17 protein-coding genes are annotated in these 26357 nt (G+C 41.9%); 6 read left to right on the forward strand and 11 right to left on the reverse strand.

The features are described from left to right. From ATS75_RS08050 to ATS75_RS08090, 9 genes are all read right to left on the reverse strand, one after another. A partial coding sequence (locus ATS75_RS08050) for an Ig-like domain-containing protein (RefSeq protein ID WP_058559947.1) occupies window positions 1-10515 on the reverse strand: 10515 nt, incomplete at its 3' end. Window positions 10516-10520: 5 nt separating this feature from the next. Beyond that, complete coding sequence (locus ATS75_RS08055) at window positions 10521-11669, reverse strand: TIGR03032 family protein (RefSeq protein WP_235591154.1); 1149 nt, start codon at window positions 11667-11669, stop codon at window positions 10521-10523. Next, complete coding sequence (locus tag ATS75_RS08060; protein WP_082665438.1) at window positions 11659-12912, reverse strand: S8 family peptidase; 1254 nt, start codon at window positions 12910-12912, stop codon at window positions 11659-11661. The genes ATS75_RS08055 and ATS75_RS08060 overlap by 11 nt, the downstream gene beginning before the upstream one ends. 106 nt (window positions 12913-13018) lie before the next feature. After that, window positions 13019-13555: a phage tail protein gene (locus ATS75_RS08065; protein WP_058559949.1), complete on the reverse strand. Its 537-nt coding sequence runs from the start codon at window positions 13553-13555 to the stop codon at window positions 13019-13021. Between the two features lie 12 nt (window positions 13556-13567). Then, entirely contained in the window at window positions 13568-14098 is a 531-nt protein-coding gene (locus ATS75_RS08070; protein ID WP_058559950.1) for a phage tail protein, read from the reverse strand. Between the two features lie 13 nt (window positions 14099-14111). Further along, window positions 14112-14657, reverse strand: coding sequence for a phage tail protein (locus ATS75_RS08075; protein ID WP_058559951.1), 546 nt, complete (start codon window positions 14655-14657; stop codon window positions 14112-14114). Window positions 14658-14725: 68 nt separating this feature from the next. Next, window positions 14726-15040, reverse strand: a complete 315-nt coding sequence (locus ATS75_RS08080; RefSeq protein ID WP_235591155.1) for a DUF6916 family protein — start codon at window positions 15038-15040, stop codon at window positions 14726-14728. Continuing rightward, window positions 15037-15546, reverse strand: a complete 510-nt coding sequence (locus tag ATS75_RS08085; protein WP_058559952.1) for a GNAT family N-acetyltransferase — start codon at window positions 15544-15546, stop codon at window positions 15037-15039. Before ATS75_RS08085 ends, ATS75_RS08080 begins: the two co-directional genes overlap by 4 nt. A gap of 15 nt (window positions 15547-15561) precedes the next feature. Further along, window positions 15562-16230, reverse strand: coding sequence for an aspartyl/asparaginyl beta-hydroxylase domain-containing protein (locus ATS75_RS08090; RefSeq protein ID WP_235591156.1), 669 nt, complete (start codon window positions 16228-16230; stop codon window positions 15562-15564). Window positions 16231-16953: 723 nt separating this feature from the next. On the opposite strand from ATS75_RS08090, the gene ATS75_RS08100 reads away from it, so the two are divergent. From ATS75_RS08100 to ATS75_RS08120, 5 genes are all read left to right on the forward strand, one after another. After that, complete coding sequence (locus tag ATS75_RS08100; RefSeq protein ID WP_235591157.1) at window positions 16954-18225, forward strand: class I SAM-dependent methyltransferase; 1272 nt, start codon at window positions 16954-16956, stop codon at window positions 18223-18225. Then, window positions 18222-18776, forward strand: a complete 555-nt coding sequence (locus ATS75_RS08105; RefSeq protein WP_235591158.1) for a hypothetical protein — start codon at window positions 18222-18224, stop codon at window positions 18774-18776. The genes ATS75_RS08100 and ATS75_RS08105 overlap by 4 nt, the downstream gene beginning before the upstream one ends. 51 nt (window positions 18777-18827) lie before the next feature. Then, window positions 18828-19733 carry a phytanoyl-CoA dioxygenase family protein gene (locus ATS75_RS08110; RefSeq protein ID WP_058559955.1) on the forward strand — a complete coding sequence of 302 codons (906 nt, stop codon included), beginning with the start codon at window positions 18828-18830 and terminating at the stop codon, window positions 19731-19733. A gap of 90 nt (window positions 19734-19823) precedes the next feature. Beyond that, the gene (locus ATS75_RS08115; RefSeq protein WP_058559956.1) at window positions 19824-20621 is read left to right on the forward strand and encodes a hypothetical protein; all 798 of its coding nucleotides are present in this window, start codon (window positions 19824-19826) and stop codon (window positions 20619-20621) included. Window positions 20622-21053: 432 nt separating this feature from the next. Next, window positions 21054-21440 (forward strand): MmcQ/YjbR family DNA-binding protein, encoded by a 387-nt coding sequence (locus ATS75_RS08120; protein WP_058559957.1) that lies wholly within the window; start codon window positions 21054-21056, stop codon window positions 21438-21440. 118 nt (window positions 21441-21558) lie between these two features. On the opposite strand, the gene fadJ is transcribed toward ATS75_RS08120, so the two are convergent. Further along, window positions 21559-23814, reverse strand: coding sequence for a fatty acid oxidation complex subunit alpha FadJ (fadJ, locus tag ATS75_RS08125; protein WP_058559958.1), 2256 nt, complete (start codon window positions 23812-23814; stop codon window positions 21559-21561). Next, complete coding sequence (gene fadI, locus ATS75_RS08130) at window positions 23814-25124, reverse strand: acetyl-CoA C-acyltransferase FadI (RefSeq protein WP_058559959.1); 1311 nt, start codon at window positions 25122-25124, stop codon at window positions 23814-23816. The genes fadJ and fadI overlap by 1 nt, the downstream gene beginning before the upstream one ends. A 276-nt stretch (window positions 25125-25400) precedes the next feature. Between fadI and ATS75_RS08135 the strand changes: the two genes are divergently transcribed. After that, window positions 25401-26357 carry an AAA family ATPase gene (locus ATS75_RS08135; protein WP_058559960.1) on the forward strand — a complete coding sequence of 319 codons (957 nt, stop codon included), beginning with the start codon at window positions 25401-25403 and terminating at the stop codon, window positions 26355-26357.

The following is a 26357-nucleotide window of genomic DNA, read 5'->3' on the forward strand; positions in this document are numbered from 1 at the left end:
GGTGTCTTGGTCGACATCGGTTGCCACTAATGTCAATAGAATTGAACCGTCTTCATCCAGTGTTTGCGCTTGTGCGCTGGCCACTGGCTTGTCGTTCACTGACGTTACTGTCATCGTGACCGTAGCCACATTTGAAACTGCACCTTGGCTGTCTTTTACTGTGTACGTAAAGCTGTCATTACCAAAGAAGTTGGCATTCGCCGTGTAAATAATTGCCCCGGTATTGGTAACGCTTGTTTGACCGTTCGTTGCATCACTCACCACCGTGACACTGCTTACATCGAGGCTGTCGCCTTCGTCAACATCACTGTCATTACCCAGTACATTGACTTCAAACTGCCCCTCCTCTTGCAGCTGCGCAGTGTTATCAAGTGCCACGGGCGCATCATTAATCGCATTGATTGTCAGCGTCACAGTCGCGGCCTCTGAAGCCAGCCCTTCACTGTCTGTCACGGTGTAAGTAAAGCTGTAAACACCGTTGATGTTTGTCTTCGGTGTAATGGCTAAACTGCCATCGGCATTGACACTCACACTGGCAAAGCTGTATTCACCTACGCCATCTCCTTTATCTTCTAACAATACATTCGCGCCATTGAACCCTTGGTCTTCAACGTCTGAATCATTCGTTAGAATGGCAATGCTCGTAGCGGTATCTTCGTCTGTGGTTACTGCATCATCAACCACTACTGGGCGGTCATTCACAGCACCAATATTAATCGTCACCGTTGCGGTGTTAGAGGCTAAACCTTCGCTGTCTGCAATGGTGTACGTGAAAGTGTCTTGGCCATTTTCATTAGCTGCTGGTGTATATATTAATGTCCCATCATTTTGGTCAATACTGACAGACCCTTTTGCAGGCTGTGCTACTACTGCTATATCTCCTGTCGGTATAGTATCTTCAATGTCAGTGGCGCCTCCTCTAACTTGAATTGCATTAGTTGCGGTGTCTTCATCCACCATTTCATTAAAGTTACTCACTATAGGTGCATCATTCACTGGAGTAATATCAATGTTCACAATCGCTTCGTTTGATTCTGCAAGCGTTGAGTCCTTCACGGTATAGGTAAATGAATCGCTTCCGTTAACGTTTGAATTTGGAGTAAACGTTACAACACCATTAGCAATACTAAGCTGGCCTTTGGTTGGTTGTGTTTTAACTGTAACAGATGACGCAACCAGGTTGCTTTCAGGGTCTGAGTCATTACTGAGTACATTAATTGATTTAGATTCATCCTCTAATGTCAAAATGCTGTCATTAAATGCTGTAGGAGCATCTTCAACAGCATTCATATTAATTGTTACGGTATACACTGATGAACTAGCACTTTCACTATCTTCAACATGATAAGTAAAACTATCAGTTAGATTTTCACTGCCATCATGTACATAACTAAAGCTACCATTACTATTGAGTGTTAAGCTGCCGTGTTGTGGATCGGTATCTTTAGCAATCGTCAAGCTGTCATTAGAGTCTAAGTCATCATCAGCTGCTAACGTGAGTAAACCATTATTAAAGTCTCTTGAAAGTGTTCCTCCTTCATTAATGGTATAGCTGGTATTTTGCCCCGTAGGTGCATCATTCGTATTGACTACTTCAATGTTAAAGGCCGTTAAATTACCTGTATCTGTGCCATCATCAACGGATATTTGTATATTTGATGTCGTGCCAACATGCTCATCCGTTGGTGTACCCGATAATTCACCTGTTTGTGTATCAAAGCTAGCCCAAGTCGGCTTATTGGTAATTGAGTAAGTATGCGTATCTTCACTATCTGAATCAGTTAATGTTGGTATAAAGCTATAAACACTATCTTCATTTATGCTTGTTGTGGGATTACCTGATAACACTGGCACAACATTGTATTGCTTGGTTACTGTAGCAGTGACACCTGTTCCTGGGTTTCCGCTTTCGTCAGTAACAATTGCAGTGAGTGTTAAAGTGCCCTCATTAAGGTTTGTTACATTAACGGATGTAACTTGTTCTGTATTACTGGTTATAGCAACCGCGCTTTGACTACTCACAGTACTAGACCCATCAGAAATTTGATAAGTGAAGCTCCCTGAGCTTTCTAATCCTGATAAAGTAAAGCTAAGTGCTGCTTCATTACTTCTATTTATAATGCTTTGATCAAAAGCTGCGGTAGTTCCTGTTGGCGCCACGTTATCTAAGATCACAGAAGTACTTGCAACACTAGACGTGTTGCCCGCACTATCTGTTTGAGTTGCGTTAACGGTCAATGTGCCATTATTAAACGTGCTAACATCAAACTCACTGCCACTGAGTGTCCATGCACCCGAGCCATCAGCCGTGACCGTACGTGTATCGCTATTCGCGCCATCGCTGATAGTAACAGTGACACTAGTATCAGCCTCTGCACCAGAGCCGGTGATTAATACATCACTGTCCTCCGCTGCATTAACTTTACCATCGCCTTCTATTGGGGTTGTGATACTAACAGCACTTGGCGCTGAGTTATCGAGCGTAATCGTGGCTGTTGCTGCCGTCGAGGTATTACCAGCTGCGTCAGTTTGTGTAGCACTCACACTGAGCGTGCCATTATTAAAGCTGGTAACATCAAACTCGCTGCCACTGAGTGTCCATGCGCCTGAGCCATCTGCTGTCACCGTACGCGATTGGTTATTTGCCCCATCGCTGATAGTAACGGTGACACTAGTGTCAGCCTCTGCACCAGAGCCGATGATCAATACATCACCGTCTTCCACTGCACTAACTTTATCATCGCCTTCTATTGGCGTAGTTATAGCTACAGCATTTGGCGCTGCGTTATCTAATGTAATGGATGAAGTTGCTGCCGTCGACGTGTTACCTGCTGCATCTGTTTGCGTGGCGCTAATACTGAGTGAGCCATTATTAAAGCTGCTAACATCAAACTCGCTACCACTGAGTGTCCATGCACCTGAGCCATCTGCTGTCACTGTGCGCAATTGGTTATTCGCGCCATCGCTGATAGTGACCGTAACGCTGGTATTAGCTTCTGCACCTGAGCCTGTAATTAACACATCACCGTCTTCAGCGGCATTCACAATGCCGTCGGTTTCTATTGGCGTGGTGATCGTCAGTGCATTCGGGGCTTGATTATCCAAGCTGATGGTCGTGGTTGTCGCTGTGGAGGTATTACCTGCGCTGTCAGCTTGGGTTACTGATACCGTAAGCGTGCCATTATTCAGCGCGCTAATATCCAACTCGTTACCTGATAAAGTCCAATTACCACTTGAATCAGCCGTGGTGGTTTTAGTTACACCGTCAATGCTGACTGTGACTGTGGCGCCCGACTCTGCCCCGCTGCCTTGCACGAGCACATCGTTATCCTCGCTGGCATTCACTTTACCATCGCCTTCAATTGGGGTGGTGATCGTCAGTGCATTCGGGGCTTGATTATCCAAGCTGATGGTTGTGGTTGTCGCTGTGGAGGTATTGCCTGCGCTGTCAGCTTGGGTTGCTGATACCGTAAGCGTGCCATTATTCAGCGCGCTAATATCTAATTCGTTACCTGATAATGTCCAATTACCACTTGAATCAGCCGTGGTGGTTTTAGTTACACCGTCAATGCTGACTGTGACTGTGGCGCCAGATTCTGCGCCGCCACCTTGAATTGACACATCACCGTCTTCAGCTGCATTTACAACACCATCTGTTTCAATTGGGGTGGTGATCGTCAGTGCATTCGGGGCTTGATTATCCAAGCTGATGGTCGTGGTTGTCGCTGTGGAAGTATTGCCTGCGCTGTCAGCTTGTGTTGCTGATACTGTAAGCGTTCCATTATTCAGCGCGCTAATATCCAATTCGTTACCTGATAATGTCCAATTACCGCTTGAATCAGCGGTGGTGGTTGTACTAACTCCACCTACATCAACCGTCACAGTTGCGCCAGATTCTGCGCCGCCACCTTGAATTAACACATCAGCGTCTTCAGCTGCATTTACAACACCATCTGTTTCAATTGGGGTGGTGATCGTCAGTGCATTCGGGGCTTGATTATCCAAGCTGATGGTTGTGGTTGTCGCTGTGGAGGTATTGCCTGCGCTGTCAGCTTGGGTTGCTGATACCGTAAGCGTGCCATTATTCAGCGCGCTAATATCCAATTCGTTACCTGATAATGTCCAATTACCACTTGAATCAGCCGTGGTGGTTTTAGTTACACCGTCAATGCTGACTGTGACTGTGGCGCCCGACTCTGCCCCGCTGCCTTGCACGAGCACATCGTTATCCTCGCTGGAATTTACTTTGCCATCGCCTTCAATTGGCGTGGTGATCGTCAGTGCATTCGGGGCTTGATTATCCAAGCTGATGGTCGTGGTTGTCGCTGTGGAAGTATTGCCTGCGCTGTCAGCTTGTGTTGCTGATACTGTAAGCGTTCCATTATTCAGCGCGCTAATATCCAATTCGTTACCTGATAATGTCCAATTACCGCTTGAATCAGCGGTGGTGGTTGTACTAACTCCACCTACATCAACCGTCACAGTTGCGCCTGATTCTGCGCCGCCACCTTGAATTAACACATCACCGTCTTCAGCATCATTTACAACACCATCTGTTTCAATTGGGGTGGTGATCGTCAGTGAATTCGGTGTTTGGTTATCGAGTGTGATTGATGTGGTCGCCACCGTTGATGTATTGCCTGCTGCATCTTGTTGGGTAGCTGACACTGTTAAGCTGCCGTTGTTTAAGCTACTTACATCCAATTCTTGGCCACTCAGCGTCCAGTTACCCGAACTATCTGCCGTAACAGTGCGAGAAACTGTAGAGTTAGAATCAGTGATTTGAACTGTCACTGAATTATTTGCTTCAGCACCCGTTCCAACAATCAACACATCGCTGTCTTCAGCGGCGTTTACAATACCATCGGTTTCAATAGGTGCTGTTATACTTAATGCGCTTGGTGCTGCGTTATCTAACGTAATCGTTTCTGTTGCAGCATTAGAGGTGTTGCCTGCCTCATCTTGTTGAGTAGCTGACACGGTTAAGCTGCCGTTATTTAAACTACTCACATCCAGCTCTTGACCACTCAACGTCCAGTTACCTGAACCATCTGCCGTAACGGAACGAGAAACTGTCGAATTAGAGTCTGTGATTTGAACTGTTACAGAGGTATTTGCCTCAGCCCCCGCTCCAACAATTAACACATCATTGTCTTCAGCTGCATTAACAATATCGTCACTCTCTATTGGGGTTGAAATAGAAGGTGTGGCGGCACTCGTATCAATTGTTACTGAAAGTCCTGATATACTATCAAGCGTATTTCCTGCTGAATCTGTCGCGCGAGCAACAATGGTATGCGAGCCACTTGTCAATGCTGAACCTGGAGTAATGCTCCAAACTCCACCACTGACAATAACACTCCCAACAGAGCCATCAATACTCGAAATAAGAGTTATAGTGTCGCCAGTTGTGCCTGACCCCGTAAAGGTTGGTGTTGAATCATTTGTTATATTATCTGTACTTGAAGACCCTGAATCACTAGCAGAATCTAAGTCTGGAGTACTTGGTGCTGATGGAGCTGTTGTATCAATAGTGACATTTAAGGTACTCGAACGACTACTTTCATTACTATTTGAATCAGTTGCTTTTGCTGAAATAGCATGCACCAACCCGGAAGTTAGTTCACTGGTTGTGATCTGCCAATTACCACCAGTAGCCGTACCTGTTCCTATCACCGTTGCACCGCCCCCCACTTGATTGCTATATAAAGCAACCGTGGTTCCACTCTCTGCAGTACCACTCAAAGTGGGTGTATTATCGTTCGTAATATTATCAGTACTTGAAGGCCCACTGTCAGAGGCTGTATCCAAATCAGGCGTTGATGGAGCGTTCGGCGCTACATCATCAGCAACCGTTATTGTAAATGACTTTTGAAATGTGGTTGAGGTATCATTCGTTTGCAAACACACAATATAACTACCAGCACTTAATGCAGCTTGTGTTTGCAAAATTGAACCATTAATTTGAAAGCTTGCATTACCCGTGTCTGCACTACACGTGCCTGTTACACTCGTTCCAGTACTTACTAAACTATAACTATGGCTATCACTTGTATCTACATCAGAGGTCGTAAGTGAACCTATATTAGCGCCAGGGCCTGTTGAAGATTGGTTCACACTGGTAGCAGACAAACTGATATCGGTTGGCGCATCATTTTGCGCGGTGATATTAACAACCGCTTGATTAGTACCAGTGCTATCGGCAGTGCCATCGTTGAATGTGAAATTTAGCGTAACAGAAGATGCAGGAGACTCAGAGCTATTACTGTATCCTATTGACTGTAGTACGGAATCCACTATTGAAGATGTTGCATTGCTATTAAAAGTTAATACAAGCGTGCCTGCAGAATTGGTTGTCACAGTTCCCACCGGCGTACCATTGTAAGTAAAGGCACTACCTTGTACTAAAGTACCAAGTAAAAGCTGATTACTGAATATATCTTCACTGTTAGCACCACCATTTCGCTCAATCGTCAGTGTTGCATCATTATAATTACCATTAGCGGAGCTGAGTGCATCAAGCTCTGCATCAGCAACGGTTACATCACTGTCTATTGTGACTGCATTTCCATTTTCAGTGTAGGTAGCCCCTCCATTTAATGAGGAAAACGCTGGAGCCTCGTTACTAGCAATAAACGTGATCACAGTATTTGCACCACTATCCGCAACAGTAAATGCTAAATCCGCTGAAGGTGCGTTTGTCAGTGAAAGTGTCAGCTCGGATATATTAAAATCAGTTGCATCGGTATCAACTTCTAACGCACTTGAGCCATTAAAGCGTACGTTGTTAGTCGATAGCCCAGTAACACCGGTTAACGTGATCATGTCCCCAATGGACAAGTCTGCAATGGTATCACCAGAAAGATCTGACGTACTGCCTATAAAGTTGTCATTACCACCATTACCTGTCATTGAATCGGTGCCGCCACCAGGGCGGATGGTATCAGCGCCACTGCCACCTGTAAAAGTATCAGAGCCATTTAAGTCTGTTGCTGAAATAGTTAACACGTCACCACTAAATGCACTCGCATCCAACGTAATTGTACCGGTGATCGCACTCCCTGTTGTATTGGTTATATCAACCGCACCGCCATCAGATGCAAAATTGTCGGTCAAAGTAAGTGCAAAGTTACTATTCGTTCCAATGGCTATGCCTTCAATTGATGATGCCGATGTGCTGCTAAAATTAAATGTACCACCATCCATGACTTTCAGTATTTCGCTGCCAGCACCACCAGTGATTGACGTACTAAAATCGCTAATATTCGCAGCATCAATCGCAACAGTTGCACCACTGCTTAAGCTCAACGACCCAATATTAAAGTAACTACCACCCGATACATCTGCGCCATTAGAGGCCGATACTCTATCCGTTTGGCTGGCATCACCGGTTAGTGTGCCTGAAAATGCATTGGACCCAATATCAAACGTAACCACATCTGTTGTCGAAGTAGCTGTAACATTTGTTGTGCCATTACTAAGAGTAACTGTTCGCGTGTTGGTACTGTCGTCACCAATAGAATAAGACTCTACTGAGGAATAAGTAGTTACGTTACCATCACCACTAATAACAATTGTTTCAGAGCCAGGCGCAGTAATTGTGCCGTTAAACGCATTATGCTGGCTAGCCGTCATGTTAACTGAAGCACCTGATGCCAAAGTTAAATTACTTATGTTACTTATGGTACCCGCTGATATATTTGCACCATTACTTAAACTCAGTGTATCTGCAACAGTATTGTCACCCGTAATAGTCCCGGTAAACGCAAGGGTGCCTAAATCAAATGTAATTGCATCAGTCGCAGATGCAGCAGTCACAGAGTGACTCGCACTAGTTACAGTAACCGAGCGCGTATTCGTACTGTCGTCATTTAAAGTATAACTTTCTATTGCCGAAACAGTGCTAACATTACCATCGCCTGAAACAGCAATTGTCTCAGTGCCGCTGCCTGAGACTGTGCCAGTAAAACTAGTAAGCTGGGATGCACCTACTGTCACTGTACCACCAGCAGCAACCGATAAATCCTCAAATCCACTGACCGTCGCACCCGATATGTTTCCACCGTTGGTAACAACCAAGGTATCTGTGCCACTTCCACCCGCTAAAGTCCCCGTTGCACTCAGTGCATTCACATTAACCGTGTCGTCACCACCACTACCCGTTAGGTTCTGTGATGCACTGCCTAACGTAAAGGTATTCGCTGCTGACAGTACATAAGTTTCAACTACACTGCTCCCAGTTAGACCATCGGTCGCGGTGCTTATGGTGATTGAATCAGCGCCTGAAGCCGTTATCGTTGTAAAACTATCGTGCTGCGCCTCAGTCATCGTCACTGAAGCACCACTGCTTAATGTTAAAGACTCGAACGCACTTACTGTGGCATTACTAATATTAGCACCAGTGCTCATTTGCAGTATGTCAGTACCGCCGCCGCCAGCAAGCGTACCCGTAACACTTAAGCCTGCAATATTAACGGTATCAGCACTGCCACTTCCGGTAATATTTTGCGCTGCACTTGATAAAGTAATATTGAAAGCGGCATTTAAAACATACGTTTCTATGTCTGCATCTGCAATTACAGTGCTATCCCCATCGGCACTTGCCAAGGTGAACGTATTTGTTCCGGTACCATTTATGGTCGTAAACGTATCGTGTTGCGACTCGCTCAGCGTTAATGAGCCATTATTATAAGTCGAGAGGGTTTCAAAGGTGGTTAAACTGGTAAATTGCGTCAGATCACTGCCATCTATTACGACAATTTCATCTGTACCACTGCCGCCTTGGGCTGTAGACCCAACAATATGACTCACTGATGCTATAGTCAGTGTTTCATTGTCACTGCTGAAACTAATGGCTGGGCTTAAGTTGGCGCCCGATGTGGTATTAAATGATGCCCCGGTCGTACTGGCCGCTGTTACATTGGCTACACTAATAACAGCACTTCGTGACGCACTGTTGTCAGTTCCGTCGTTAACAACAACGCTCACCGTGCGCGACGTGGTATCCGGCGTCGAACTCGTATTATTGTAAGTTACAGCTTGTAAGAAAGCTGCAACCTCGGCTGTTGTCGCTGTTGCGCCCGTTATAGAGAGTGTATCTTGCAGTGTTATGTCAGAAGCGCCACTTATTCCTGTCAGCGCATTTTGCGCACTTGCTGATACATTAAGCCCTTCTGAAGCGCCATCTTGATCATTCGTTAAACTGACTGTAATTGTTGTTATTGTATCAGTATCAGTAACCGTTGGGCTCGTCATGAAACTAACGGCACCAGACCCTTCAGAAAATGAGGCTGTGGTATCATTACCCGATGTACCACTATTTAAATCAACCACAGGTGCGGCGTTGATTGTAGTAAAATTAAAGGTGGTATCATCACTAATACCTACAAAACTATTACCTGCTGAGTCATCAACTGCGGTTGAATCTACTCGCACTGAATATTGATTACTGCCCGTTAAGCTGCTCGTCGGGTTTATATATATTTTGTCATTAACGATGCCGATACGACCCGAGCTTGGGCTGGTCGTTGCGTCATCACTTTGCGTCGCAACGTTAAACACCTCAAAATCACTTGAGCCCGTCACGTCACGAACCGTTATATTGCCCGTGCCTAACGCCACATTTTCACTAAAATCAATAACGATATTGTCAGACACCGATACATTGGTGGCGTTATCTGTTGGCGTAGAGCTTGCTTCGCTAAATGTTGGGGCTGTAGCATCTGTACCTGTCGCACTCAAAGAAATATTATACATTCCCTCATTTGCATCATTGCTACTGACTCTTAAGTTGCCTACTAGCGCGCCAATCGTTGATGTTTGTACAGTAACAAGTATCGTACATTGCATACCTGAGGTTAATGTTTGCCCATTCGTAGCACATGTGCCGCCTGTAATTGAAAAGTCGCTACCACCACTTGTTATAGAAACACTTGAGGTCGTTAAATTGCCACTGCCTTCATTTTTTACCGTAAATGTTTTTGTTGTAGTTGCTACTCCATTTGCAGCAACACTGCCAAAGTTTTCACTAGTAGTTGTCGATCCACTTTCTTCAACATCTATTTCTGGCGATGCTCCACAAGCGCCAACAGTGCCACCTCTCAAGGTACAACTAGACGAACTTATAGTGGTACATGCCCCGCCTGGTAGGGTGCAGTTTGCACTTGCAAACACCTTACTTATTAGTAAATCACTTTTTACATGTGTATTGTCGCCCTTAACAATAGTTACTTTTTGTTCATTCGTTTCAAGCAACCCCTGCTCTTTTAAAAAACTTAATGTATTATTTAAATCTGGGTTTACTAAGTGTGATTGCGCTTTTTGCCCTCGGCTAAATGTCGAAAATGGGCTTTTTAACTCTGTATCAACTATTTCATCTTCAGTTTCTAACGCTGACTTTTTTGAAAACTGTTTTGAATCTACAGCTTCATTTACTGTTTCTGCGTAAGCCCCGCTAGCTATTACTGCAGAAATCGTAACTCCTAAAAAAGTTTTATTTAAGCTTAAACGTTCCATGATACTCATCCTCGACAAAATTCAAAAATATGGCTAGACAACGCATCAGAGCTTTGAAATAACTCTGGTTTCCTACTGTTCGGTACGACAGCAATATCGTAAATCTGTTTTACATCACCCGAAAAAGTCAAATTACCAACCGCCTCACCTGTATTTACATTCACTAACCATATTGCGCACACACTTCTCCCACCCAATAATCTTGGGTTTGCTTTGAAGCGAATATGCTCTTCAGATTTACGTAATGTACTCGTACCGACAAGCATCAAGTCACCAAAGAACGTCATTCCCCTTGTAAAACCTTGCAACTCACATAAAATTCGATTCGTACCTGACTTTGGATCGTATACATGAATATCGCCATCTCCAGATGCACAATAATACACTTTGCCTGCGTGGCATCTTGGCGAATGCGGCATTGAAATACCTGATTTGATAACCTTATTTTCAACGACATCAATAAGCACCCCTTTATTCCCTAGCTCTTCACGCCAACCTTGTGCTGTATCTGATTCACTAAACGCTGTAGCATAACGAGGTACACCATCTAACAACGCCATGCCATTTAAATGGCATCTATTTTCCGGCTTCAGATCTGAAATAAACGACGGCACCCAAGCTGCAACAAAACTATAGTCAGGGCTTAATTTACTTAAACAAGAGAACATCGAGTTAACTACCCACAGGCCATCATTACCCCAACAAATATCATGGATGTTGATCATACCCGTTGATAAAGCCGCTCTTTCTATAAACAAACAGTCGGCAGCCTTTACACTTTCGACTTGTTCATCCCACTCTTGACGAAATTTGGGGCTATCTCTCAGTTCATTATCTTGTAATTTTTTTGGTAACTCTTCATAACGATCAAGGTCGCCATTAATAACATCAGCATAACCACTTGGTGTTTTTTGAAAGTCGATTACTTGATTTAGTGTTCCAAGCGTGACCCTATTTTCGTCGGCATAAAGTCCCATTGGTCTTGGAAATGCCTTTAGCTTTGTTTCTAGCTTGCCATTATTAGAGCGCACTAAAATAACACGTTGTGATTGATAACTTGTCGCAATCAGCGATATGCCCAACTGAGCCAATATTTTTGGGAAATTGTCACTATAGGTGCTACTAAAGTCTAACTGTTCCATTTCAGTGCTCATTAATTTCACTACCTGTTGATCTAATCAAAGTTACACTCTTTATATTATTTTTATTAACTACATGTGCAGGCAAAATATTTTCAACCATCGTCAATTTTGTTAACGGGTATTCAACTCCGCATGCTTTTAGCTGTGCCACAACGCCTGAAACAATAGCGGCTGATGATGAGGTGCCACCAAAATTTACATACCCATTAAGTGACGTTGATTCAATTGAAGAAGGGGCGTAATAATCAACACATTGCCCATAATTAGAAAACTCAGCAACATTCCCATTTTTATTTATTGCCCCTATAACAACCACTGAACTTAATGCCGATAGATGATTGACTTCACAAGCTTTTTTACCCGAATTTCCTGCTGAAACAACGATAATAGGTGCATTTGATGCAGATGCAATATTCTCAATTACCAGTGACGTAATACCCGATAATAACGGTAAAACCCAACTACAGTTGATAACATCCGCTTTCATCAACTTAGCGACCTGAAATGCCAATATTATAGAAGATGACCATGTTGAAACTTGCCTGATAGCTATTATTTCACTAGTCGGTGCGAAACCCTCAACCCCTACATTATCTTGCTTTGCAGCAATAACTCCAACAACACGTGTACCATGATAATCAGTTGGGTTTTTAGCACTGGTTGCCAGTGTTTTTTCATCAGGATCATATTCAAACAATACTGTTAAATCATCAAACTCTGGGTGAGTAAAATCAAAGCCGTCATCAATAATTGCAACCCGCACAGTATTCTCTGGTTTATCGCATAAAGGAGCATTTTGTGACACAAGCACGCTGCTAGTCTGCCTGCTTGTTCCTGACGTAACTAACTTTGTGACAGGTGCAATATCTGGTTCGATCTCTAGCACATCTTGATGTTTGCTTAACGCTAAATAAACATCAAAAAAATATTCGGATCTAGGTGTTACCCAGTAAACCAATTCACTTCCTATATTAGCGATTACTTGAACTTGTTTTATTTCATCATGTAGCTGTGAGATCTCATCGGCTGATAGCAAAGAGAGTATTATTATTTTTTTGTTAAAAGCGTACATCTTCCCTGCATCATCTATCAAAAAACCGTCATCATGCTTGGTAAGAACAATATCGTTTTTAGAGTATTTAAATTGCACCGTATCAAAACTTACCTCAGCGTATACCCCTTTGACAAACAAACACCCACCCAAAACTAAGCAGACATAGACTATACGCCAGCTTAGAAGTAAATTGTTTCCCATACAACATCTTAAAAAGATATACATCTAACTTCCTACACGAACACGGTTAAGTATTCGTAATATTTAGTAACACAGGTTTTTAAATTGAAAACCTGTGCTTTTTACATCAATTTCTTGGTGGATAAATCCCGTCTAATGCAATACAAAAATTGAGCGCTAACGCCGGTTGCATATTTTCATGCGGTAAACTCGATCCAGACGTTGCTAAACTGCCACTATTCATAACACTCACATCACTATCAAGTGGTGCAGTATATCTAAGCGCACCACCCGAGGAGGCTACGTCAATCGCTAGTTGGTTGTTACTCGGCTGATCTGTATTACCGGCTTGAAACACGCCAGAAATAATATGGTCATGTGCAGGGAGCTCCAATGGAGTCAGTGCAACTTGACTAACTCCTCCAAAATGAGAAAAAAACCTAGGAGTCAACCCAGGAGCTTGCCCGGCCTGCAGTGGCGCCCGGCCTTGTAAATCAGGGATCCCAAATGTTGTGCGTCCATTACCACCAAAATTAGCGCCTATTAAACTAAATATCGCTGTAAACTGCGATATACTCATAATTTGCCCAGCGCATTTAGTCCAAGACTCTGGGCTATATGTTTGGCCAAAAATTCGAATCTCGGCCATAAATGGTTCTGCCATAATAAGTCTCCTTTAATTTCTTGATGGGAAAGTGCCTGCTAAGCTAATAATAAAATTTATTGCTAAGTAAGGCATCATATTGGTATGCGCTTGACCAGCCCCCTCCGTTTCGACAGCTGCCTCGTTTAACTCCTGCTTAGTTCCCGTAACAGTTCCGGATATGTAAGTTGATTCTGTAGCTGGGCTCATTGCTAATACATTACCAATTGCATTGGAAGTATTCGCTCGGTTATTACTCGCTTGCAAACGATGTGTATGAGGAGGAATTTGTTCTGGCTGAAGCACAACTGATTCCACGCCTACTCTTGCCCCTAAAGGGTAATTTCGCAGTCCTGGCCCTTGCCCATAATGGACAGGTACACGGCCTCTCAAATCAGGTAACTGAAAAGATGACCGACCATCCCCCCCATATTGCGCGCCAATAAGCGCAAACAAGGCTTGATTTTGATTTACTGTCAGAGTTGAGCCACTACAAAATGCCCATTGTTGAGGTGAATACGTGGTAGCTATCATTTTAATTTCACCAATAAAAGATTCTGCCATACCTTTCTCCTTATTAATTTCTTGGTGGAAATATACCATCAAGTGCAATACAAAAATTAAGCGCTAATAAAGGCTGTAAATTAGTATGTGATGCACCACTTCCGCTACTACTAACGGCATCCTGAGAAAGCTCAGTTAAGTTTGAAGGTGAGTTATATACAAAGGGTTCTGCTGATGTACCTTTCCTATCCTTTGATTCAGAAAATATACGGTCAGTGAACGCTGGGCTGTCGGCAGCAATAGTGGCAGTGGCTTGCACAGCATGCGTATGGGATGCCATTTCAGCTAAGCTTATCGTTACTTCCTCTACCCCAACACTCGTTCCAGCATTAAAAAAGCGGCCTTCTGTGCGCAAAGTCCCTTCTCCAATAGGTGTTCTACCTCGTAGCTCCGGTAATTTAAAATTAGTTCGACCATCGCCTCCAAATTGAGTCCCTAACAAAGCATAAAGTGCCCCGTTTTGTGAGATCGCAATGATCCCGCCATTACAAAACGCCCAATCTTTTGGGGCAAAACTAAACGCAAATGGCCTTATTTCTGACATATACGGATCTGCCATAGAAATTTCCTTACTCACTTAATTAATTAAACGGATAATTTAGTCTATTAAACTCAGAATACGGCAAACTACTTTTGTGTCGTAATGTATATCTCATACTCTGTTTCACTATTTGGAGATAAAAATAATTCAGCTTCACCAAATGCCTCATGTGTTAATCTATAGGTGCCTTGATCTAAGGGTTCATCTACTTTGCCTTTGAGCATCACACGAAATGCATCCCATTGTTCCCCATTGAGTTTTGTTCTATCAACTGTTGATACCTCTAACTCTACTTCACCATTTTGACCAGCGACTTTAACAACAGCCCCTTGTGCACTTTCAACATTTTCAAACGTAAACTTTTCCATATTCGCCCCCTCTTTTAAATTTAACTTAGTCACACACCACTCATTAACTTCACTGGATGCGGGTACCACGCCATAAATTCATATGGCGGACTTATTGATTCAACTTGAAACCCTAAACGCTCATACAAATGCTTGGCAGCAAAATTATGTTGTTCAACGGTAAGTGTTAAAGGCGCACCCGACTGTAATGCCGCACTTTGAAATGATTGAATTATTGCCGAGCCAAAACCATGCCCTCGAGCGCTGGGTAAAAAACCAATGTCGATGATTCGAATTTCGTTTGGCCCAAAATCGATGGTTGCTTTACCTATTGCTTCATGGTGTTTTTCAATAATGAAGTACATTGCATTGGGAAACTTGTCCCCATACCCTTGGGTTTGAGCCCGAAATTGCAATTCCACAATTGACTCTACGAAATCTTTTTCGCCGTCAATTAGCTGTAAATCTTGGCGCATCGAATGGTGCAGTTTTTCTAAAAATGGCTTATCTGCGGTATTCGACGGCCTTATATTTAGCCCGTTTGGAATATTAAGTTTCATTATGTCGCTATCTCCTTAACTTACTTTTTTACGGCAATATGTTTTGTTTTTAGAGTTAACAATTAAGTTAAATAGCCACTCATTAACATTGCAATCTATGACAAGGTTAATTCTTGGCGTATTGCCTAAATTCTTTACCGAATGCTCTGCGTCAGCATTGATATACCACACGCTATTTACATCCATAGGAACCAAGGCATTATCGACTTGAAACCGTACCTCGGGAGTTGTCTCTAAAGGAATGTGAATACGAGCCTGTGATGAAGCCTCAAGACTTAGGCCCTGATCTCTATGGGGCTTTATATAGGCATTGTTATGAAGGCGCATTAAACGCGCTGATAATACTTCACACTGAAAACGAGTAATAAGGGCCTTGATTATTGGAAGCTTTTTTAGGTAGTGACTTTCTACCCACTGAGATTCATTACCGAACGGAAATGACTGTAAAATGATGTGGCTATCGACATGCTCTTTAGGCACCATTAAAGGTAATACATCCCACCGTCCCTGATAACACTGAGTATTGACATGCTCAATCCAGTCCAAGCTTTTTGCAACAGTCAATTCAGTTCCCATTTTTTTTGCATTATAAAAGATATCGAGTTGAGCAAACAAAATGACAGGTGAGGTTATACTTTTTTTAGTATTACCTATTTCAGGAGCGAAAATTTCGCCATTCATCATTCAACACCGAACAAAAAAAATGGTCGCTGGGTTTTAAGGGGAAACATACTCAGAACAGGTGCAAAATCGCTCTGGGTATTTCTGACTTTGTGGAATATATGAATACTTTTACGTAGTAATGAAGCGCTAAAAAGTTGTTCTAAAAACTTCAACCCACGTGCTAGTAATTTTTTGCTCAGCAAGCATATTTTGAAAAGTGGACGATATACTTTCATGTTTAACATTCCTTTGCATTTTAACTTCCAAATAAAAACCCAAGCTTAAATAAGGTCACTACTTCGATAAGGTTAGTCCACAAAATGTAAACTGCAACTTTAAACTTTATTCTTTTTGCTTACTAAACTACCAAGCATTATTTATTACTTTGAGCGAGTATGCTCAATATTCTAAATATAAAAAATAACTGCTTTACTTTGAAATCACAGCTATGAATACTTAAACACGCTTTACTCTGAAACAGCGTCAGTAAACCCATTCTTAATATCTAACAAACTGAAACATACATATTTTCATTAATTTTATCAATGAGTTAAATTCTTTAATTGCGAGGAGACTACAAGCCTTGAGGTAAAACAAAAAGATGCGAATTATGAACAACATTACGGACAACAACCAATTCACAACTAATATAGCCTTGTAGCAACGTTGAGTTGGCTTTATAAAAATAGAGTGCTATGTTTTTATAAGTAGTCACTGTTGCTATGAATATTTACAAGGAAGGATATGAGCGCTGACGTATTAAACACATACCAAAGTGCAGTTGCACATTTACTCAATGAATCTGCAAATGCTGGGTTAATGACACCTTTTATCAACGATTTAAAAAATTACTTAGGGAATATTACGTCTATTTCGACTGATTTAGATATGAATGACTGGAATGATGAAAATACATCCCAAGGCGTTGCGATTTCTCCCGTGCAAGCAGCTAAATGCACTGAAGAGACTCTTCGCACACAAATCTTTATGCAAGGTGTTAAGCTCGCTATCGAGGAACGTTTAAAAACAACCACTGATGATATTCATATTCTTTATGCCGGTACAGGCCCTTATGGTACATTACTTATTCCTTATTTAAGTGTTACTAAAAACCCGCGTATAAAAGTCACTCTGATTGATATTCATCCAGAAAACATCAGTGCAATTAAAAAATTAATAAACCACTTTTCAATAAATCAAAATATAACTTCTATTGTGTGTGATGATGCGACACGTTGGCAAGCGCCAGAGTCTCAGCAATTTGACATTATTATTTCAGAAACCATGACAGCTCTTTTAAAACGAGAACCCCAAGTTTTTATTTTTGCCCATTTATGTCAATATCTCAGCGGCACTGGTACCTTGATCCCACAAAAGGTTTCTTTAAGGGCATGGTTAACCCCTTTTACATCTTTAATCCCCTTAAAAGGTAAGCGCAATACCGACATACTACTTAAAGAGTTTTACTGTTTAGATATTGACGAAGCTAAGCGTTTAAATGCCGCTGATAACTCATCCTTTAAAGGCCGTATGCAAATCCCAAATGGGGTTGAAACTAACTACAGATTAAAACTAACAACAGATATTCAAGTATACAAACATTGTAAGCTTACAGAAAATCAATGTAGCTTGAATATACCACTTACTTTTTTACCTCATAATGCAGAATTACGCGGCGGAGAATATATTAATTTTGAATACATAACACCACACAGCGCAGATTTTGTGTTTACATTCCCAATAAAAAAAATAATTAAAACTAAGATTAAATTAACCAAATTTTCAGAGCTTAATAACTTAGGATTACCTGGCGTAAAGCATATGTTTGAGCACGCACAGGCAGCTAAATGTGGTTGCTCTATTAATATAGATGAAAATGAATGGACACAATGGACCAATCTATTGGATTCATTAGCCTTGCCATATCATGAAACATCAGTCGCACTTTATCAAAGCCAACGTATAGAAGAATTTGAAGCTTGGCTAAGCACTAACAGCAACCTCACATTATCATGATTATTAACGCTCAAGTTAACACAGATAAACTGCTTAAAGACGTTGAAAAAATTTTAACCTTTCTTACTCATATTGGAATTAAGCACCGGTATCAAACCTTAGACGAAAAAACTTTTTTACCCGGCCTTAAGCTAGAAAAAGGCGTTTTATTGCTTGATTTTGTCAATGGGTTCTATCCTGGTGATATCCTTCATGAGGCTGGGCATATTGCTGTCTGTGAGCCAATTTTTAGGCCCCTATTAGATGCTGACTTTTATAAGAATGGCTTACTTGCGGGCAGAGAGAAACAAGCTATGCACGCAGAAGAAATGGCCGCGACAGCTTGGGCTGTTGCTGCAGCGACTCACTTGTCATTACCACTAAGTATTATTTTTCACGATGACTCATACAAAGGCGCTAATAATTCATTAAAGCATGCTTTTAAAAATGGGAAAGGCTTTGGGTTTCCATTATTACAAGCATGGCAAATGACTTGCCCAAATAAAGGTTACCCTGCAATGGTTAAGTGGATCAGAGATTGTCGCTGGATAGAAACGCTTCCAAATATATAGTTTACAAAAAACGGATAAACTTTGTTTAAAATAAACAGGACAATTTAATTTATGGAAATATCCTCAAATAAGCAGAATTTCTTCCTTAAAAATGGCTTTGTTCACTTTGAAAATGCACTTTCAATAACCTTACTTAAAAAGTTACAACGTTTCTCAGATAAATTAGAAGCATCAGCACTAGAGAATTTTCACAGTAGGCAAGTCTATAATCAATGTTGTATCTCAACAGACTCAGGTGTGCCTCGTCTTTTTTCTTATGATGAACTACTCTTTGAGTCACCAGAGCTAGTAATTGAAATGCTAGCTAGTCCTATGCTTATCGAGATTTATAAATCACTAGTAGGAGATGGCGCAGTCCCCTTGCAATTAGGTGTAGTTTATAAATATCCGTACCCACACCCTCACATTACTTGGCATCAGGATGCTCCTCATTCTAGGCAATATCCTTATTTAAATATTGGTATATACCTTGATGACGCTCTTTTAGAAGATGGTTGTTTACGCTACGTGCCAAATACTCAGCATAAAATTTTAGATATTTACGCACTTTCCAATCAATACGGATGGGATATCCCTGATGTAGTACAACAACCTGCTAAAGCAGGTGACATCATAGTTCATGACATAATGGTTTTACATAGCTCAGGGGCAAAGCGCAGCGAAGGTGCCAGAAGAACACTTTACGTTGAATTTAGGCCAATTTTAGGGATTACCGAAAGTGGAAAACAAAGTAAAGAGTGGGCCGAACTGAGAAAACAATGGATGGCACATGTTATTAAAGCAGCAGATCCAAGCAGTATCCCGCAAGCTTGGCATGAATTTTACGGCGAGCCTAAATACGATTTAAGTACCTTGGTTAAGCTCATTAAAGCCAAGCCTGAACCACCTATCCCTTCGATTCATGCCCATAAAAGTGTAGTTCATCCAAATTACCCCATTCCCAAGGATTTACGCTAATATCACATATAATTTGAAAATACTCATTTTCTTATTTGGGCCTGTTAGCCTTTCAGAACTAAAATTAAACAATCACTCAAAGGAATATACGTGCTTGATAAACTTTTTACGCCAGAACAACTTACACTGATATGCGCTGATCTAGCCCATTTACGCTTATTAGCTGATTTAAAACTTGCACCAACAATCCCTTACTTTGTTGAAAAGCCTTACCCTATTGGCCGCTGTAGAGAAATTCGTGATGAGGTATTCACACTACTGCAAACGGAATTACCCACCACAAACAAACCTGGGCTTAGCTTATTAAAAAATCTGATTGCCAAAGGTAACCCTTTACAAAAAGCATGGGGTTCACTGCGGGATGAGTACTTTCAAAATGCGTTTATACTCGGTCCTTGGTATATTGATGTATCTAACGATACAGTGCATGCCAATAAGCCAAGAGTAGAGATTTTGCCTTTAGCGACCTCAAACTTTACCCCGATAAAGGATTTTGCTCAGTTTGTAAAAATAGCCCGTAGCTATTGGAAGGTTGATATTTACAAAAATGATGTTTGCCCTGCGCTGGCTCCTTATATGCCACTTTTATGTGTTGGCACTAATGGCGCAAGTTGGCTAGGCGCTGCAAACGACGATATGCTAAATATTGCAATTAATAGCAATTTTGAAGAATCTAAACTTATTTTAAACGCTTTACCCACTGCCCCCGTACAAATCATTGAGAAATGGCAGAGAGTTTTGTCTGGCTTTAGCAATGATAATTTATTAGTGCATGAAGGTGACCCCATTGCATATTGTGATATTTATGGGAAAGCCTCACCTAAACCTGACTTAGTAAAGCGGGATGCCGTCGTTATTGCTTATTCATCTTTACCTAAATCAGTTTAATGACTAGGGTCTGTTGACCTTTGCGGATTAAAATTTGTTCAAACTAGGGGCGATTTAATCGCGGCGCGAGGTTTGTAACCTAGTGGACTAAGTCAAAACCGAGTAACAAAGAGTAAATTGCCCCTAGGCAGAACCCGCAGCAGGGCAGCGCCTGTTTGGCATTGATGCTGCGTTATCGCCTATTCATGGGGAATAACCACACCACATAGGCGCTGCCTTGCCTAAATACCAAACAGACTGCTGCAAATTCAACCTTGAAAGGTCAACAGACCCTAACTCTAATATTGATTTTAAACGGATACTTTATTCACCTAGTACATTCTATGTTTGAAAATACTAATAAATTATACCTATTAACCGCTTTTTTCATGACTAAACTAAGAAAAAGCTGCTATTGTTAATTTATCTTAAAATGACTTCAAGGACTGGATCATGGATCAACACACAGCACATGAGTATCTGACTAAAAAACCTCTGGTTATGGTTACCCAACCTTTTGGCCAAGAAGTTGATGTTTACAAAGTAAATCATAAAATGTTTGCTACATTATCCGTTGGTAATGAAGGACAAACAGATGAAGATGGTAATCCAATTTGGTGGATGAATTTAAAATGTGACCCTGATGAGGCGCAAGCATTACGTGATATTTTTCCTTCAGTGATACCTGGCTATCATATGAATAAACGGTTATGGAATACTGTTATTTTAGATGGCTCAATCCCGCAGGGTGAAATTGAACGGATGATAGATAATTCATTTGATCTGGTTGTTTCTAATATGCCAGAAAAAGACCGTAAAGCGATCGAAGTCCACATGTAAAAATTAGTTTTGCGCTGAACACTTTAAATCATTCTTAAATCATACAAAATATTTATATTAGACATAAAAAAACGCGACTCACTTCAACATGAGACGCGTTTTTTATTAAGATAAAGTCTTAAGATGCTTTTTCGTCTTTTGGCTTTTCATCCACTTCAGCCTGCTCAGTAGCAGCTTCAGGTGCTTCAGTAACAACATCTTCAATCGCGTCCTCTGCAGAAGACTCAACGGTGTCCTCTTGCGCTTCATTTCCTGCAATAACCGCTGGCTCTACTTGATAAAAGCTCGCCCCTTTATCAGCCATGCTTATTAACGTATCGCATGGTGTAAATACTGCATTATAGTTAGCAAACGTCGCCATTTCTGAACTCACGTTACTCGCGCCTAGTTTATCCATGTAACTAAATGGACCGCCTAAGAAAGGAGGGAAACCAATACCAAAAATAGCACCAATGTCGCCGTCACGTGGGCTAGCAATAATGCCATCATCTAAACAACGCACTGCTTCGTTAAGCATTTGGGCAACACAGCGCTTGGCAATCTCGCTTTTATTTAAACGTGGAGACGGGCTAACACCTAATAACTCATAGATTGACTCATCCACTTTTTTGGCTTTCTTATCATAGATATAAAAACCACGGCCTGTTTTACGGCCTAAACGTTTTGCATCAATTAAGCGGCTGAATGCATCTGGGGCTTTAAAACGTTCACCCAACTCTTTTTCAAGGATCGGGGCAATTTTAGACCCTATATCAATTCCCACTTCATCTAGAAGTGCTAATGGACCCACAGGGAAGCCAAATTCAACAAGGGCTGCATCAATCTTCTCGATAGGCTCACCTGCTAGCATTAAATTAGCGGCTTCATTAACATAAGGCGCTAAAATACGGTTTACATAAAAGCCAGCCATGTCTTTAACAACAATCGGGGTTTTACCTTGCTTACGTGCAAAGTTCACTACTCGCGCGATGGTTTCTTGCGACGTACCTTCATGCGGAATGATTTCTACCAATGGCATTTTTTCAACTGGTGAAAAGTAATGTAAGCCAATCACATTTTCAGGACGCGCTGCTTGTGCTGCTATTTGCGAAATAGGCAGTGATGAAGTGTTACTCGCAAAGATGGTGTTATCTTGGCATTCACGTTCAATATCAGCCACCATACCTTGCTTTAGGTTTAGATCTTCAAATACCGCTTCAATAACAATGTCAATATGCTTAAAGCCACTGTAATTGGTGGTGCCGGTGATCTTGTTCATTGTTTGCTGTAAATCAGCCTTAGATAAAATACGACGCTTTTGCTTTTTATCTAAAATTTTATAGCTATAGTTCATGGCATTACTGATGCCCTGCTCTGCTACATCTTTAATACGTACTGGCACACCCGCTTTAACCGCACTCACATGAGTAATACCCGCTCCCATTAAACCGCCGCCTAATACGGCTGCTTTTTCAATGGCAGGCGCATCATCGTTGCGCCACTCTTTTTTCATTTCAGTGGTTGCAAAAAAGATTCCGCGTAGTGATTTCGACTCATCGCTCATTACTAAGGTTGCAAAACCTTCGGCTTCTGTCTTGTAAGCTTTTAATTCATCAAGCTCAACACTTGCGCGTACTGATTTGATAATGGCCAACGGTGCAGGATAATGGCCGCCCGTTTTTTTAAGCACGTTCTCTTGCGCTTTTTTGAAGATGATATTGCGACCAAAAGGGTTAGACTCAAGTAATTGACTAATACGATCAAGTTTAGGTTTGGCTACTTTTGCTTTACCTTTTAACGCAAACTCTTTGGCAACTTTTAGAAGCACGGTGTGAGGAACACAGTCATCCACTAACCCGGCTTTTTTAGCTTGCTTAGCACGAACCTGTTTACCAGTTAACATCCACTCAAGGGCTTTTTGTAGGCCAACCAATTTTGGTAAACGTTGCGTCCCACCGCCACCTGGCAATAAACCCAATTGTACTTCTGGTAAGCCAAGCTTTGTTATGTCACTGTTTGAGCACACGCGATAGTCACACGCGAGTGCAAACTCAAGACCACCACCCAATGCCGCACCATGAATAGCACTGACGGTTGTAAATGGTAATTTTTTCATATCGAAAAATGCACGATGACATAGTTCGCTGATTGCAAGTGCATCTTCGCGCTTTTCAACGTTATCAAGCATTTTAACATCAGCGCCGGCAATAAAGTTATCGCTTTTACCACTGATAAACACCATGCCTTTGACTGCTTGTTGCTTTGCATCATCAAGCAGCGCTTTTAAATCATCGGCAAAGGTATCGCGCAGGGTATTCATTTTCTCACCCGGCACATCGATGGTTACAACGGCTAACCCGTCTTCAATTTCTAAATTAAATACTGAATCTGTCATTACGCACTCTCCAATACAAAGGCTGCACCCAATCCACCTGCTGCACAGGCTGTAGTGAGGGCTAAGCCACCGCCTCGGCGGTTAAGTTCGTGTAAGCTTTGAGTGATAAGTCGTGCGCCGGTAGCAGCAAATGGGTGTCCATATGCAAGCGAGCCACCCATCACGTTAAACTTATCCATGTTAATTTCACCAATGGCTTTACTGCGGCCAAGTTTTTCTTGAGCAAATTTATCAGATGCAAACATTTTCATGTTAGCGAGTGTTTGTGCTGCAAATGCTTCATGCATTTCAATAAGATCTAAATCAGCAAGCGTAATACCCGCTCTATCAAGGGCGATAGGTGTTGAATGAGCAGGTCCCATTAGCATGTCTTCATGCACACCAATAGCTGAAAAAGCAAAGCTGCGTACGTAACCTAAAATAGTGTAGCCTAACGCTTTTGCTTTGCTTTCACTCATCATCAATACTGCTGCTGCACCATCGGTCAATGGTGTAGAGTTTGCAGCGGTTACTGAACCATGTTGACGGTCAAATGCTGGTTTTAATTTAGCGTAACCTTCAACGGTTGAATTATGACGAATGTTGTTGTCTTGCTCAATGAAGCTCTTGTACGGTGGTAAATGAGCTGTCATCACTTCTTCGGCTAGTTTACCATCAGCCCATGACTGGCTAGCAAGGGTATGCGAGCGATGTGCCAACGCATCTTGATCTGCGCGGCTAATGCTATGGGTTTTAGCCATTTGCTCAGCGGTTTGCCCCATAGATAAACCCGTTGAGTATTCAGCTACCGCTGGCGGTACTGGCATTAAATCTTTTAAGCGTAATTTTGAGAATATTTTTAACCGCTGGCCAAAAGTACGTGCCTTATTTAAATCAACTAAACTACCCGCTAGCTTTTTACTTACTCCGATTGGTAACACTGATGATGAATCGGCACCACCGGCAATACCTACCTGTACAGAACCTGCCATAATCGATTCAGCTACGTTTGCAATCGCCTGGAAGCTTGTTGCACACGCACGCGATACTGAATACGCATCGACAGAAACTGGCATACCCGTGCCCAATACAATTTCGCGAGCAATGTTTGGTGCTTCTGGCATTTGAACGACTTGACCAAATACAAGCTGATCAATTTCTGATTTATCGAAATTTAGTCTTTCAAGCATCTCATTAACAACCAACTTACCCATATCAAGGGCAGGTACATGATGAAATGCGGTGGCTTGTTTAGCGAACGGTGTACGTAAGCCACTAACGATGGCGATACGGTCGCCCTTTGCTGTTTTAAGTATGTTTTGCTCAGACATTTATGCTCTCCCGCTGACAGGTCTGACCTGTTTATTTTCCTCGATTCTAAACAACCCGTGTACTAAAGCCAATAGAGAAATTGAAAATAGTATAATTAGTTACCAACAATAGGCTTTTTTGACTCTATTTACAAAATATATACGATCCAGTAAAAATCCTTAAAAAATAACGAACTATTTTATAAATTAAGGTCTAACACTTGTGTTATAACCTAACTACCCATATTACTAATTAAGCTTTTTTTAAACCTTGCTAACCAGGATACTCTTTTTACTATGGCCGCTAACGCTTTTACACAACTAAAAACTTACTTAGACAGCCAAATTATTGGCCAGCCAGAATTAACGCAAGCATTACTTATTGCCATTTTAGCGGATGGCCACTTATTAGTAGAAGGCCCCCCAGGGCTTGCAAAAACACGTGCAGTGAATGCATTAGCCAAAGGCGTTGAAGGCTCATTTCAACGTGTGCAATTTACCCCCGATTTACTGCCCGCTGATGTGACTGGTACAGATATATACCGTCAACAAACGAGCGAATTTGTATTTGAAAAAGGCCCGTTGTTCCATAACTTAATTTTAGCTGATGAAATAAATCGTGCGCCTGCAAAAGTTCAATCAGCCTTACTAGAAGCCATGGCCGAACGCCAAGTTACCGTAGGCAAAAATACTTACCCACTATCAGATTTATTTATGGTAATGGCCACACAAAACCCGCTAGAACAAGAAGGCACTTACCCACTACCTGAAGCGCAGCTTGACCGATTTTTATTACACCTAAGTATCAATTACCCGGGGGCTGAGCATGAGCGTGATATTTTACGCCTAACGCGTGGTGAAGCCCTGAGCGAGCACCAAGCACCCGCACAACAAATAAGCCAGGCTGAATTATTTGCATCGCGTAAAGAAATTTTAGGGTTATACCTTGCTGAGCCACTCGAGCAATATTTAGTACAACTTATCATTGCCACACGCGAAGGCGCACAACTTGATGAACAACTCGGTCGTTGGATTGAGTATGGTGCAAGCCCTCGTGCAACAATCGCATTGGATAAATGTGCTCGTGCACATGCTTGGTTGCATGGCCGTGACTTTGTTGCACCAGATGATATTCAAGCTGTGCTGCACAATGTACTGCGCCATCGTATTATTTTGAGTTACGAAGCCCAAGCCGATGGTGTCACAAAAGATCAGGTCATCAGCCGTATTTTAGAACTTGTTGCCGTACCTTAA

Origin of the sequence: Pseudoalteromonas sp. H105 (assembly GCF_001469215.1) — a bacterium.
In the GTDB taxonomy this organism is placed as follows: Bacteria; Pseudomonadota; Gammaproteobacteria; order Enterobacterales; family Alteromonadaceae; genus Pseudoalteromonas.